General features: G+C 56.1%; 12 protein-coding genes and 1 tRNA gene. 7 read left to right on the top strand and 6 right to left on the bottom strand.

Translation table 11 applies throughout. The features are described from left to right. Window positions 1-2: 2 nt before the first annotated feature. Window positions 3-76: transfer RNA gene (locus KA369_23140), tRNA-Trp, on the bottom strand. A 190-nt stretch (window positions 77-266) separates the two neighbouring features. Here KA369_23140 and KA369_23135 point away from each other — a divergent pair. Together KA369_23135 and KA369_23130 are read left to right on the top strand one after the other, a co-directional pair. Then, window positions 267-833, top strand: a complete 567-nt coding sequence (locus tag KA369_23135) for a hypothetical protein (GenBank protein ID MBP7738884.1) — start codon at window positions 267-269, stop codon at window positions 831-833. A gap of 172 nt (window positions 834-1,005) precedes the next feature. After that, complete coding sequence (locus tag KA369_23130; protein MBP7738883.1) at window positions 1,006-2,805, top strand: DUF1566 domain-containing protein; 1,800 nt, start codon at window positions 1,006-1,008, stop codon at window positions 2,803-2,805. Between the two features lie 276 nt (window positions 2,806-3,081). Here KA369_23130 and KA369_23125 read toward each other — a convergent pair whose 3' ends face one another. Next, window positions 3,082-4,533: an amidophosphoribosyltransferase gene (locus KA369_23125; GenBank protein ID MBP7738882.1), complete on the bottom strand. Its 1,452-nt coding sequence runs from the start codon at window positions 4,531-4,533 to the stop codon at window positions 3,082-3,084. Between the two features lie 239 nt (window positions 4,534-4,772). Between KA369_23125 and KA369_23120 the strand changes: the two genes are divergently transcribed. From KA369_23120 to KA369_23100, 5 genes are all read left to right on the top strand, one after another. Further along, on the top strand, window positions 4,773-5,621 hold the full coding sequence (locus tag KA369_23120) for a haloacid dehalogenase-like hydrolase (protein MBP7738881.1): 849 nt from the start codon (window positions 4,773-4,775) through the stop codon (window positions 5,619-5,621). 7 nt (window positions 5,622-5,628) lie between these two features. Further along, window positions 5,629-6,954 (top strand): MFS transporter, encoded by a 1,326-nt coding sequence (locus KA369_23115; GenBank protein ID MBP7738880.1) that lies wholly within the window; start codon window positions 5,629-5,631, stop codon window positions 6,952-6,954. Window positions 6,955-7,147: 193 nt separating this feature from the next. Then, entirely contained in the window at window positions 7,148-7,843 is a 696-nt protein-coding gene (locus KA369_23110; protein ID MBP7738879.1) for a hypothetical protein, read from the top strand. Further along, on the top strand, window positions 7,732-8,592 hold the full coding sequence (locus KA369_23105; GenBank protein MBP7738878.1) for a hypothetical protein: 861 nt from the start codon (window positions 7,732-7,734) through the stop codon (window positions 8,590-8,592). Before KA369_23110 ends, KA369_23105 begins: the two co-directional genes overlap by 112 nt. A 33-nt stretch (window positions 8,593-8,625) precedes the next feature. Beyond that, the gene (locus KA369_23100; protein MBP7738877.1) at window positions 8,626-9,105 is read left to right on the top strand and encodes a hypothetical protein; all 480 of its coding nucleotides are present in this window, start codon (window positions 8,626-8,628) and stop codon (window positions 9,103-9,105) included. Window positions 9,106-9,111: 6 nt separating this feature from the next. Here the strand turns inward: KA369_23100 and KA369_23095 are convergent, their stop codons facing one another. The 4 genes from KA369_23095 to KA369_23080 form a co-directional block, all read right to left on the bottom strand. Continuing rightward, entirely contained in the window at window positions 9,112-10,044 is a 933-nt protein-coding gene (locus tag KA369_23095; GenBank protein MBP7738876.1) for a sensor histidine kinase, read from the bottom strand. After that, complete coding sequence (locus KA369_23090) at window positions 10,029-10,298, bottom strand: hypothetical protein (GenBank protein ID MBP7738875.1); 270 nt, start codon at window positions 10,296-10,298, stop codon at window positions 10,029-10,031. Before KA369_23090 ends, KA369_23095 begins: the two co-directional genes overlap by 16 nt. Window positions 10,299-10,481: 183 nt before the next feature. Then, window positions 10,482-12,062, bottom strand: a complete 1,581-nt coding sequence (locus tag KA369_23085; GenBank protein ID MBP7738874.1) for an MCP four helix bundle domain-containing protein — start codon at window positions 12,060-12,062, stop codon at window positions 10,482-10,484. Between the two features lie 219 nt (window positions 12,063-12,281). Then, window positions 12,282-13,937: a 2,3-bisphosphoglycerate-independent phosphoglycerate mutase gene (locus KA369_23080; GenBank protein ID MBP7738873.1), complete on the bottom strand. Its 1,656-nt coding sequence runs from the start codon at window positions 13,935-13,937 to the stop codon at window positions 12,282-12,284. Window positions 13,938-13,939 lie beyond the last annotated feature (2 nt).

Genomic DNA, 13,939 nt, shown 5'->3' with positions numbered 1-13,939 from the left:
TGCAGGTGACGAGGGAATCGAACCCCCAACCTGCGGTTTTGGAGACCGCTGCTCTGCCTAGTTGAGCTAGTCACCTGTGTGATGGTTTGAATGAAAGATATAGGGGGCCTATTCGTCAAGTATTTTTGCATAAAAAGAGCCCGATTGGCAATAATCATAATATTTCTTCAAAAATGCATCCATGAATCCCCACGATAGTTAATTTACGCTTGATTTATTATAAATAACAGCGGATCATATGATCCATGAGATATGCAGCCACTGTAATGATTCTTGCACTTCTTTTCAGCGCGGCCTGTTCGACAAAAAATAAAAGGGCCGATATAAGAAAGCCGGATGAGATCATCACCGATACAACGATCGTGAACGGCACCGTTATCGCCATCGACTACCGCAGCCGCTTTGTCACGATCAGGGACCGAGCCGGTTCCTACGCGACTTTCAAGGCGGATAAGGAAGTGAAAAACCTGGAGCGGATACGTAAGGGCGATCAGGCCGTTGCAACCTATGTCGAGTCTTTCGGTATCAAGGTCGTCGCCCCGGGCCAGGCAAACGGTGATATCGGGAAAAAGGGCGAGGTCACGGTCTCTATAGGCCTGAAGGAAAACAGGCCCTACAGTATCACATCGGGTATAATTGAACTCAGAGCCGTAGTAGATAGTATTAATCACCGCACAAGATATATCTCCACAAGGGGCCGTAAAGGCAATATCCTTTCATTCAAGGTCGGTAAGAATATTAAAAGGTTTAGAAACGTAAAAAAGGGCGACCATATCATAATCTATTATACCGAGCCTGTCGGTGTGCTCATTGAATTGATTAAACAATCGTAATATCTTATAAATTGCATCATCTTTCCTGTCCTGCCTCTTTCATTTCAAAAATAGATAAATATATTGGTAATGTCATATTTCATTTATTATTGTTTATTGAAAGATGTTGACGATAATCTAAATTTGTGTATATTGTATACATGGGGGGATCTAAATTTTCAGGTGATTGAAAATGAGATCCATATTTATCCTGATGCTCTTTACATTATTCTTCCTGTCCTGCGAACAGAAGTCTCTCGAAGAAACCGGAAATTCAGTATATTCCTATATCGGACTGATCGAACAGTATGTAGATGTTGAGGCTCCGGTCATTTCTCTTTTTTCCACCACCGGACCCAACCCCACTGTCACGCCCCTGGTCCCCTTGAATAGTGATGCTGCCGATGATGTGGGCATCACCGGCTGGATGATCACTGAAGCTCCTGTCGTTCCAGATCCCGGGGACGCAGGGTGGCTCGATACCCGGCCGGTATCGTATACCTTATCCGCCGGCTATGGCGCTTACACGTTATACCTGTGGGCGAAAGACCTTACCGGGAACGTGAGTCAGCTGTCGGCGACATCGCAGTTTTCCATAACCTATATTGATACGACCCTTCCTACTGTGACCATCGACCAGGCCGGAACCCAGGGCGATCCGGCCACCGCGCTGCCCATTCTGTTTACCGTGGCGTTTAGCGAGGCCATAAATCCAGCGACCTTTACCGCTGCTGATGTCACTCAGAGCGGCACTGCGACCGGCGTAACCTGGACTCTTTCCACATCGGACAATATCACGTGGACTCTCTCGGCAACGGCCCTGTTATCTTCGGGAACAGTGGTTCCTACTATTGCCGCAAGCATGGTTCAGGACCAGGCGGGGAACCCCAGTAACGCCTCCTCGTCCACTGATAACAGCGTGACCTTTAACTATCCAGCACCGGCGCTGGCAACGGGGCAGACCATTTGCTATAACGAAAGCGGCGTTTCAATCGCCTGCGCCGGAACGGGTCAGGATGGCGAGCTGCAGACGGGGGTTCCCTGGACACCGGCCGCACGTTTTACGGATAATGGACTGACCATGACCGATAACCTGACGGGTCTCGTCTGGACGAAGAATGCGAACCTTTCCGGATCGGTAACCTGGGACAACGCTTTTACCCATATCGCCACTCTGAACGCTGGCCCTTATGGCGGCCGCTCTGACTGGCGACTGCCGAACATTGTGGAACTGATGAGCATCATGTATTACGGGAGCAGCAGCATGTCCGCATGGCTCTCTTCATTCGGTTTCACAGTTTCGTCTACTACCTTCTGGTCGTCTACGACCTATAATAATATATTGAATGAAGCATGGTGTTTTGATGTAGAGAGCGGATCAAAGAATTACACGGCGAAAATGAATGCCTATAACGCCTGGGCGGTAGCCGGTACTTCGACGAATCTGCCTAAAACGGGCCAGACGATATGCTATAATTCGAGCGGTGTAATCATAACCTGCCCCGGCACCGGTCAGGACGGCGAACTACAGATGGGAGTGTCATGGCCATCGCCGCGGTTCACCGATAATCTCGACGGCACCATCACGGACAATTTAACGGGGCTGATGTGGGCCGAGGACGCCAATGACATGGCGGCCACGTATCCATCCTTTGATACGGACTTGCCTTTAGGGAACGGTGTGGTGACCTGGCAGCATGCCCTTGATTATGTGACAATGTTAAACGGTGTGAATTATCTCGGTTATAGCGACTGGAGGCTCCCGAATTTCAATGAACTCATGAGCCTGCAGAACCAGGGCGACGGCCTTAACTGGCTCACCACGTCCGGCTTCATTAACGCCGATGCGCTGACACAGGTATTCTGGTCGTCGACGACCTATGAGGCATCCCAAGATTATGCGAAAATTGTCAACGATGTGTACGGCGTATGCGGGAGCCAGCCGAAGACCAGTATCAATTATTTTACGTGGCCCGTCCGCGCCGGGAATTGATTTTACAAATTGTTGAGAAAACAAAAAGGCGGGGCCATTGCTCTCGCCTTTTTTTGTGATATCATCATTAAAAATATTACAGTAAAGTGTATTGAATAGTTTGCGCCCTCAAAACGTCCGCCCACAGGGCGGACACATATCGGGCGTCTGTTTGAAATCGAATCCCGCGTAGCGGGTTCGATGAGTTACGCCCGTAGGCCGTCGCGCCGCTTGAGCGACCCGGTGAGGAGGAGCACGAGGAGGAGAGGCCGGGGAGGCCTCGTCTCCTCGCAAATATTAATAATACTCGTTGATCCCCGAATCCTCGAACAGATACTTCTGGTTGTCCTCGCCCTGCTCGTCGAGCTCGCAGGGATAGCTCCCGTTGAAGCAGGCGCAGCAGAAGCGCATGTCCGGCTCGTCCAGGGCGCCGAGGAGGGTGTCCACGGTGAGGTACTGGATCGAGTCGACGCGGAGGTACTTCCGTATCTCCTCGATGGTGTGGGTCGCGGCGATGAGCTCCTTGTGGGTGGGGATGTCTATGCCGTAAAAGCAGGGGAATTGCGTGGGCGGCGCCGATATGCGCACGTGGATCTCCGTCGCGCCGGCGTTGCGGAACATCTTGATGATCTTCCGCATGGTGGTGCCCCGCATGATCGAGTCGTCCACCACCACGATCCTTTTGCCCGCCACCGCTTCCTTCACGACATTGTACTTGATCTTGGCGCCGAAGTCGCGGATCTTCTGGGACGGCTCGATGAAGGTGCGGCCTATGTAGTGGCTCCGTATGAGGCCCAGCTCGTAGGGAATGCCGGCCTCGCGGGAGTAGCCGATGGACGCGCACACGGAGGAGTCCGGTATCGGCACCACCACGTCGGCCTGGACCGGCGACTGGCGCGCCAGCATGCGGCCCAGGCGAATCCTCATGTCATAGACCGACCTGCCGAAGATAGTGCTGTCAGGCCTGGAAAAATAGATGTATTCAAAAACGCAGAGGGACTGCTCGCGCTTCTCAAAGGGGCGGAACGACCTGACGCCGTTGGATGAAATCTCGACCACCTCGCCCGGCTCCACCTCGCGCTCGTATTTGCCGTCGATGATGTCGAAGGCGCAGGTCTCGGAGGCGATCACGCGGGCGTCGCCGAGCTTTCCCATCACCAGGGGCCGAAACCCATAGGGGTCACGCACCGCGTACAACTTGTCCCGGTTCATCACCAGGAGGGAGTAGGCGCCGCGCACCTGCTTCAGCGCGTAGATCAGCGCCTCCAGGAAATCGTCGATCCCGGACTTCGCCATGAGGTGCACGATCACCTCCGAGTCGATGGTGGTCTGGAAGATATGGCCCTTTTTCTCCAGCTCGTAGCGGAGCGACCCTGCGTTGGTCAGGTTCCCGTTGTGTGCCAGGACGATGGGCCCCAGGATCGACTCGGAGCGGAAGGGCTGGGCGTTGCGGAGAAACGAGGAGCCGGTCGTGGAATAGCGGTTATGGCCTATGGCCATGTCGCCCTGGAGGTGGTTGATGTGCTCTTCGGTGAAGATATCGACGACCTTGCCCATGCCGGCGTAGCGGTAGATGTGGGCCCCGTCCGATGACGCTATGCCCGACGATTCCTGGCCCCGGTGCTGGAGCGCGTACAGGCCCAGGTAGGCGAGGTTGGCCGCCTTCTGGTGGCCGTAAATTCCGAATATTCCGCATTCATCCCTGGGTTTGCCGTCATCGGGCCGGTTGCAGCGTGGTGGTGTTGTCATAGGGTGTTCCGGGTTTCCGTTAAACAGATATAGTGAATTACCGTTTATGTAAAGTATTTTTAATGGTTCATTTCAAATCTTTGGGGTGCATGGCATGGTTCGCATTGGGCTTTACGCCGGTGCCACAATAGGGCAATAATATCTTGACAGACAATGTTTTTTTCCCATTAAGTATTTAAATGTTACATGTCCGTAATAATTCCATCTTCCGCGCCGGCTTCACGATTACTTGTTTAGTATTGCTAATTATTTCCTGCGGTCCCTCGGCCGAGTTTACGCCCATCCGGGGCTTCAGCGACAGGACCAACCGGGAGCTGGAGCTCTTCCTGAAAAGAAGCGCGGCAGAAAAGGGAAGAAAGATCGCGGTCTTTGACGGAGACGGCACCGTCATCGGCCAGGCTCCCCACTACCTGGCAGACGAGTGCCTGTTCCAGGCAGCCCTTGAAAATCCTGGCAAGAAACCTGATGTCATCAATCGTATGCGGCCCCTCTCCAATGTATCCATCGAATATGTGCAGCTGCGGGTGCGCTTCTTCGAGGGAGACACGGTGTGTTCCCTGGAGGATATCGGCGACCGCTGCTTCCGCGACTATTATAAAGACAAGATCTTTCCCCAGATGCGGGATCTGATCTCGCTCCTGAAAAAGAACGGCTTCGAGGTGTGGATCATTTCGGCGAGCCCCGAGGTTATGTACCGGCCCTTCCTGTCCCGGGCCCTGGGCATTCCCGTGACCAACGTCATCGGCGTGAAGTCCGTGGTCCACGGCGGCAGGATCACCGGGACCATGGTGCTCCCGGTTCCCCAGGACCGGGGAAAGAAGGAGGCGGTGGAAACCTTCGTGCAGGAGGCGCCCCTCTTCGCGGCGGGGAACAGCCGCGGCGACCGTGAGATGATCGAGTGCAGCAGGGGAATGCGGATGATCATCAACCCCGACGAGCACGTGGAGGCCGGCGAGGCCGAGAGCGTCGCCTCCTACGCGCGCCGCAGCGGCTGGCTCGTTGAGCGGATCCCGGACGTTCCTCCGGAAGGGTTTCCCGCCGTGTCTTCAAAGAAGTTCGGCATCAGGATAAATAAAACGAATAGGTGAGAGGCCCATGTTCAGAGCCGCCGCGCGATTCTTCAGACCGGCGCCCCATATCGAACGGCGTCCCCCCGATGAGGTGAAGAGGCTCTATCCGCGTTTCCGCTGGAGCATCCTTGAAGCCACCTTCATCGGGTACGCTGTCTTTTACGTGGTGCGTAACAACCTCGCGGTGGTCTCCAAGGAGATGGGGGCCGCCCTCGGCTACGACCACGCCATGATCGGCGATATCCTCGCGGTGAGCGCCCTTTCCTACGGCCTGGGCAAGTTCGTCATGGGCGCGGTATCGGACCGATGCAACCCCCGGCGCTTCATGGCCTCCGGGCTCATCCTCACGGCGCTCATCAATTTCATCTTTGGCGGGGTGCAGAGCTATCCCCTTCATGTCGCCCTCTGGGGCCTGAACGGCTTCGTGCAGGGAATGGGGTGGCCCCCCTGCGGACGGTCCCTGGGACACTGGTTCAGCGTGAGGGAGCGGGGAGCCATTTTCTCCCTATGGAATATCGCCCACAACGTCGGGGGCGGCCTCGCCGGTGTCACGGCGGCCTGGGCGGCCGGCCGGTGGGGATGGGGCGGCGCCTTCACCGTGCCCGGCGTCATTGCCTGTATCGGCGCGGTCTACATCTTTCTGCGCCTCCGCGATACGCCCCAGTCCGTCGGCCTCCCGCCCATCGAGGAATACCGTAACGATTATCCCGCCGAGATGAAGGAAGACCATGAGCGGGAGCTTACGACCAGGGAGCTATTGGTCGATCACGTCATCAGGAATAAAAAGCTCTGGCTCTTCGCCTTCGCCAACTTCTTCGTGTACATCGTCCGCTACAGCATGCTCGATTGGGGGCCCACCTACCTGAAGGAGGTGAAGCGCGCCACCCTGGCCGGGGGCGGCCTCGGCGTCTTCGTGCTGGAGTTCGCCGGCATACCCAGCACCATCCTCATGGGATGGCTCTCCGACCGGGCCGGTGGCCGCCGCGGTATGGTGAGCCTCCTCTGCATGGTCCCCATCCTCTTCGCCTTCATGGGGCTACACCTGAACCCGGCCGGGAGGCTCTGGCTCGACATGGTCTTCCTGGGGGTCATCGGCTTTTTCGTGTATCCGCCGGTGATGCTCCTCGGCGTGGCGGCCCTGGACATGTCGTCGAAGAAGGCCGTGGGCATCGCGGCGGGCTTCGTGGGCCTCTTCGGGTACGCGGGCCGCACGGTCCAGGCCAAGGGGCTGGGCCTCCTGGCGGGTAATCCCGCCTATGGATGGGACGCGGTGATTTATGCCATGTACGTGGCTACGGTGATCGCCATCCTGCTTCTATCCTTCACCTGGAAGATACGGCCGAAGGGGTGAGGGTTCGCGGCGCGTCTTGTCTTTTTTAATAACTGTAATATAATAATTGACACTGATATTGTATACAATCAAATTGATCAATTGAAGAGAAATTGTGTGAAAAAGGACTTTATTTTACTTCATCGCTCAGTCCGCAACGGTGATTCCCTCGTAAACATTTATTCACAAAAATATATCAAGCCCAGGAGTATCGATGATGAATACCTTTAGAAAGGCTATGACCCTTCTGTCTAAAACGCCCCTCGCGGTAATGGTGGCAATGACGATGATTGTGTCGGCCCTGTCATTCACTGCCTGCGATATAAAAAAGGCCAAGGACGCGGATAAGAATGATGAGCTGGCCCTGGCCGTTATCCTCCTGGCGGCGGCGGGAGGAGTTATCCCCAATCCTCCAGCTGACGATACTACTTACTTTCAGGTCATGATCGACAATCGTGTAAGTAGCATCCATACCGTTCATTTCACTGTAACGGCTAATAAAATGTTGCTAACCAGCGCAGACATCTATAATATTACTTGGCTCACCGGCGGCGGAGCTTCGTACGATGATTGGACCCAGCCTGTATTTCAAATTGTTGACAGCACTTCGGGTGTCTCGGGCGGGGCCAATTTCGACAATACCCGTGATTTCACATTAAGCCAGCTGCCCCTGGATACCTCAGGGAAATACCGCATATTGAAGATTCCTTTTCGTGATCTCACCGATGCTACTTATTCACTCGCCGGATCCAGCCACCTGACCATCACCCTGGACAAGAAGGCTGACATGGCTATAGGATCAAGAGTTGCAGACCCCCAGGGTATAGGACAACCTTTGCCTTCACCTTACCCTCTGGAGACCCGACTAGCCTTGTTGGAGGTCAGGACCGATGGGATTTTGTTGAATTAAACTGCGCCACGCCGGCTTCGAACGGCAAACCGGTCTGTTTTGTCAATACAACAAATGTTGAATTTTTCTCTCTTGGCGTAACCTTTAAGGGCCGTACATCGGCCACAACGGAAACCTACGAGACCTTGGGGCTCAATCTGAACAGCCTGAACCCTGTAGGGGATACCATCGCGGCTTTGAAATCACTTACCGGTGATTATGCTCATGGTTTGGTAAATAAGACCGATGGAACATTCCTCCGATTCCTGGCTCCGCAAAATTCATTCAGAAAAGTTACTACTGCAACGGCTCTGGATGGAGCCATTACGAGCGGTTATAACTACTACAAGGATCATGATCTGGATTTCTATGCGGATGGGAAGCATTATATAGCGAGGACAAATTCGGCGGGAACGTCCCTGGATTTTACGTCTCCAGCTGTATTTTCCATCGCAAAACCCACATCCCTTGATGTGGTTGCTACAGAGAATTCAATGAAAACTGATCAGGGCTCACCGATTGACGGCGCCCGAAAGTTTGTCGGCGCCTATCTTCAGCGGGGAGTCATCGATAATACCGCCGTCTGGCAGACCCCTCCCTGGTATCCGTCAGGCAAGGTCTTCAACCAGTATTCTCAAGTTCTTCATGCAAGGTTCTATGAAAACCGGGCTTATGGATTTTCATTTGACGATGTTCCCAGTGATCCGGTTAAAACTGTTCCGGCCATTAGCACATGCACCTCTATGACGCTGGTGGTCACCAGCAATTAGTATGCAGAATCAGTAATCAACCCCGGAGACTCCATGATCTCAATAATCTTTCTCCTCCTCACGGCAATCCTGGCCGCGGGGACCATCCTCATCAAAAAGAAAAGGGGCATCGCTGATATTCTCGAAACGATAACCCTCTGGGCGATCGTTGTCAACGTTGGCCTGGGGTGCCTCTTCGCATTCACGGGCCACGCCTTCATGGCGGACCAGGTGGCGGCCCGGATCGGTTGGCAGCCGGGGAGTCCCTTCCAGCTCGAGGTGGCGGCGGCCAACCTGGCCTTCGGGATCCTCGGCCTCTGCTCGCTGCGCTTCAGGGGTGATTTCTGGCTGGCCACGGCCATTGGCTTCGCCCTGTTTCTCCTCGGCGCCGCCTGCGTCCACATCAGGGGGATCGTGATGAAAGGGAACCTCGCGGAGTACAACGCCGGGGCGTTCCTTGTCATGGGGGACGTTGTCGTCCCCATTGCCATCCTCGTCCTGGTGATCGTTCACCGGAGACTCTCGCTGAAGTAACCGACATCAACTGGGAAAGCTGACCGCGATTGCCGTGCCCCCGTTGACGGTCGTCGCCACGGTGCCGTGTATCTGGCCCGCCAGGTTCCTGATGAGGACCGTGCCGAGGGTGGTCTCGTCCCCGGCATTCCCGGGGGCCTTCAAGCCGATGCCGTCATCCCTCACTTCGAGCAGCACCATGGCGCCGTCGCGGGCGAGTGTGACGGTAATCGTGCCCTTGTCGCGGCCATCGAAGGCGTGGCGCAGCGCGTTTGATACGAGCTCGTTGACGATAAGTCCCAGTGGCACCGCGACCTCCAGGCGCACGGTGATACCGTCATCTATGGAATACCTCATGGTGATGCCGCTATTTCCACTTCCCCTGAAGCATTGCGCGGCCTGGGAGGCAATGGTCCGTATGAACCCGCCGGCGGGAATGTTGGAATAAGCGCTCGCCTGGTAGATCGTCTCGTGCACCGCGGACATCGAATATATCCTGTTTTCGGTGACCATGAGGACCTTTTCCAGCTTCTCGTCGATATCGGGCTGGCGCCGCCGGAGGTCGACCAGGCTGATGACGACCTGGAGGTTGTTTTTTACACGGTGATGGATCTCTTTCAGAAGCTCGTTTCTCTCTTCGAGCATCGCATTCAAATCGCGTTCGTTGCGCGCTTGGCGCTCAATGTCGGCATGGAGGCGGATCGAATTGAGGGCTATCACGACGAACAGGGGCACCAGCATTTCGAAATGGTCTTCGAAGTATTCAAACATTTCCGTTATGCCCGAATGCTTCAGCACATTGGAAGACATGATGAACATCATTATGACGACCGTTATGGATAAAAAAATCCCTGTATCAACGGAAAATAAACCCTTGATTGTTTTTATTACGGCAATTGCGAACGTCGCCATGAATAAAACTAACGCCATGGCGTCTATAACTGTTATGATCTGTTCCACGGAATTTCCTGTTTCCGGTAATGGATAATTCCTGCAAGCATGAAGAAACCGCCTGCAAGATATGACAGATGCTCCAGCAGATTAAAAACATTATAGAGCAAAAACCCTTCAATAACGGAGAAGATATTACTTGCCGTGATGCAGCAATAGGCGGTAAGAAGTAGCGGCATGAAGGGTATGTATCTCTTCTTGTGAAGATAGAGAATGATTATGAGGCCGATGATGCAGAATGTCATCACTAATATTTCGTTCATCTCGTACATGAGTCGACACCTTCTTCCGGTTTCGCACCGCCGGAATTCATCGGATCAATGGGGACCTGGGACATGCACGATAAGCACCGTGTGCGTTGAGCCCGCGTTGTGCGTTGTGTGCTGACATGCATTCTCCAATCCCCGACCCGGCCCTCATTCGCCTAAGGGTGGGCGCTGAGTCCATTATTTCATTCTGCGGGACATGTCGCTGATCTTGAAGCGGTCCATCAACGTCCTGAGCTCCCGCGCCTGGGCCGCCATTTCCTCGCTGGTGGAGGCCGTCTCCTCCACCAGGGCCGCGTTCTGCTGCGTCATGGTGTCCATCTCGGAGACCGCCACGTTGATCTGCTCGATCCCGTTCTTCTGCTCCGCGCTCGCGGCTGATATCTCCGCGATAAGTGAATTCACCTTCGCGATAGACTCGACGATCCTGTCGAGCTGCTCGCCGCTCCGGTTGACGAGCTCGGTCCCCCTGGCCACCTTGTTGACGGAGTCGGTGATGAGGCCGCTGATGTCCTTAGCCGAGCTGGTGGTGCGCTGGGCCAGGTTCCGCACCTCGCCGGCGACCACGGCGAATCCGCGGCCCTGCTCGCCGGCCCGGGCCGCCTCGACCGCCGCGTTCAGGGCCAGCAGGTTGGTCTGGAAGGCGATATCGTCGATCACCTTGATGATCTCGGCGATCCTCTTGCCCGAATCGTTGATCTCGTTGATGGACTGCACCGCGTCGCGCACCACCCGGTTGCCGTCGCCGGCCCGCGTCGCGGCGTCGGCCGAGAGGTCCTTCGCCTGCAGGGAGTTGTCGGCGTTCTGCTGTATCGACGCCGTCGCCTCCTCGATGGTGGAGGCCATCTCCTCCAGGGCCGAAGCCTGCTCGGAGGTGCGCTGGGACAGGTTCTGGTTCCCCCCGGCTATCTGCTCGACGGCCTGGGCGAGGTTCGCCACCATGACGGCCACGTTGCCCACGAGGCCGTCCAGGTCGGCCATGGCCCTGTCCAGCTCGCGGGCCATGTCGCCGAACTCGTCTTTCTGGGCCAGGGCCATGCGCTCCCTGAAGTCCCCGGTGGCGAGCTTTCTTGAAAGGTCCACCGCTTTTTTTATCGGCAGCAGTATGCTCCGTGTCAGGGCGAACCCGCTTGTCATGAGAAGGGCCAGAATTATAATTGATGCCCCGATCGCTATGGCGACGCTCATCGTGTATTTGCCGTGGAAATCCCGGTATTCATGGTCGGTCCTTTTCAGCGAGGCATCGGTCAGGCGGTCCATGGCGCCGCGCAGTTCGTTGAATGCAACGGCGTAGGCGCCGTTGTACAGCGCGAGGGCGGGGGCGGTATCGCCGGCTTTTAAAAGCCCGGTGATCGTTTTTGTGTGATCCGAGAGTTTTGCGTATTGCTCTTCGACGATGCGGAACTCGTCGGTCTTCTCGGCCCCGGCGGCCAGGTAGAGCTTCGAAAAGGCGTCGAATCGCTCCTTGATCTGGCCCAGGTTCTCATCGATGGCCTTGAGGAGCTCCCCGTCCGCCTGCTTCCGGCCCCCGTAGAGCCCGTTTATGGCCTGGCTTATGGCGATGCTGGACTGGTAGGCGTCCCGGTCCGCCTCGATGAGCTTTTCTATGCCGATCAGGTATGTTTTGTAAATAAGGTCCACCTCTTTCTTCTGGGTGGTTATGTTGGTCATGATATAGACAAATCCCGCGATGGTCACTGCCGTGATGATTGTGAAAATGATGAAAAAGCGCTTTCCTATTGGTATATCATTCAGTTTCATGGGGCCCTCCTGCCTATATTAATCTGAATAATATCGCTGCGAGACCGGACCGTTAAACAGAACGAAAGAAAGCCGCAGAATGGCGGATGTTTAGCATTGCTTAGTATTAAAGAGCGTCTGGCGCTTCTTTGATGAAAATAATATACATTGCCGACAGATGAATGTCAAGCCCACGGACGCTTGATGGAGGCGGAGAGAAATTTTCCTGTGATGGCGGATTCAGGCGAGCTCTATCACCGGCGGCTCGTAATCGGCCGGCGGCGTAAACCCCATGAGGAGCAGGAGCGTGGCCGCCACGTTGGCCAGGCCCGGGTTGCTCACGACGTCGGATATGCGGTATTCTTTTTTGAAGCCCGGGTCGTAGATGATGAAGGGGACCGGGTTCAGGGTGTGGGACGTCTTGTTCTTCGGGAGGCCGGTCTTCTTGTCGCGCTCGATCTCGCCGGTCTTCTTGTTCACCTCGAACATCTCGTCCAGGTTGCCGTGGTCCGCGGTGATCACCGCGATGCCGCCTGAGCGGTCCACCGCCTTCAGGAGGCGCTTCAGGCAGAGGTCCACCGTCTCGGCCGCGATAATGGCCGCTTCCAGGTCGCCGGTGTGTCCCACCATGTCGCCGTTGGGGTAGTTGAGGCGTATGAATTGATATTTGTTGCTGTCAAGGGCGCCGATGACCGCGTCGGTTATCTCCGCGGCCTTCATCCAGGGACGCTGGTTGAACTCGAGCCGGTCGGAGGGTATCTCGACGTAGTCTTCCTTCTGCTCGTCGAACTTGCCGCTCCGGTTCCCGTTCCAGAAGTAGGTGACGTGGCCGAACTTCTGGGTTTCGGAAATCGCGTACTGCATGACCCCGGAATGGACCAGGTATTCGCTCATGGTCCGGTCGATGGCAGGCGGCATCACCAGGTATTTCTTCGGTATCTTCAGGTCGCCGTCATACTCCATCATGCTGGCGTAGACCACGGCGGGACGGCGGCCCCGGTCGAACTTGTCGAAGTTATCCTCGTCGAAGGCGCGGGATATCTCGATGGCGCGGTCGCCCCGGAAGTTGAAGTAGATGACCGAGTCGCCGTCGGCGATTGTTCCCACCGGGCCCTTACCGTCGACAATGGTGAAGGAGGGAAGGTACTGGTCGGTGACGCTGGGATTTTCCTTCCGGAACGTCTCGATGGCCTCCTTCGCGGATTTGAAGGGGCGCGCCGTTCCATGCACGTGGGCCTCCCATCCGCGCTTCACGATGTCCCAGTCGGCCTCGTACCGGTCCATGGTGGTGACCATCCTGCCGCCGCCGGAGGCAATGCGGTAGTCGAGGCCCGCGCCGCAATGGCCGGCCAGGTTCTTTTCCAGGGCGTCGACGTACTGGAGCGCCGATGTTTCCGGCACGTCCCGGCCGTCGAGGAGTATGTGGACCCGCACATTCCTGACGCCGGCAGCCGCGCAGGCGTCTATCATTTTGAAGAGATGGTCGATGTGTGAATGGACGTTGCCGTCCGAGAGGAGGCCGATGAAGTGGAGCACCGCTCCCCGGCTCGCCGGCCCGGCGGTCAGCTCCTTCCAGATGTCGGTGGCGAAGATCGCCCCTGACTCGATGGCGCGCGACACGAGCTTCGCCCCCTGTTCGAAGACGCGGCCCGCGCCCAGGGCGTTATGCCCCACCTCGCTGTTGCCCATGTCCTCGTCGCTCGGAAGCCCCACGGCGGTGCCGTGCGCCTTCAGTGTGGTGTAAGGGCAGTCACGCATCAAACGGTCCAGGAGGGGTGTGCGCGCCAGGTGGAAGGCGTTCCCCTCGTTTTCCCTGCCGATGCCCACGCCGTCCATGATGACGAGCGTGACCGGTCCTTTCCGCTTGATCCTGTCGTTGCGCGCGAGTTGTTCCATGA

Source organism: Spirochaetota bacterium (assembly GCA_017999915.1).
Lineage (GTDB): Bacteria > Spirochaetota > UBA4802 > UBA4802 > UBA5550 > RBG-16-49-21.
The sequence above is the reverse complement of the archived record's forward strand: the minus strand, read 5'-3'. Positions and strand labels throughout refer to the sequence as shown.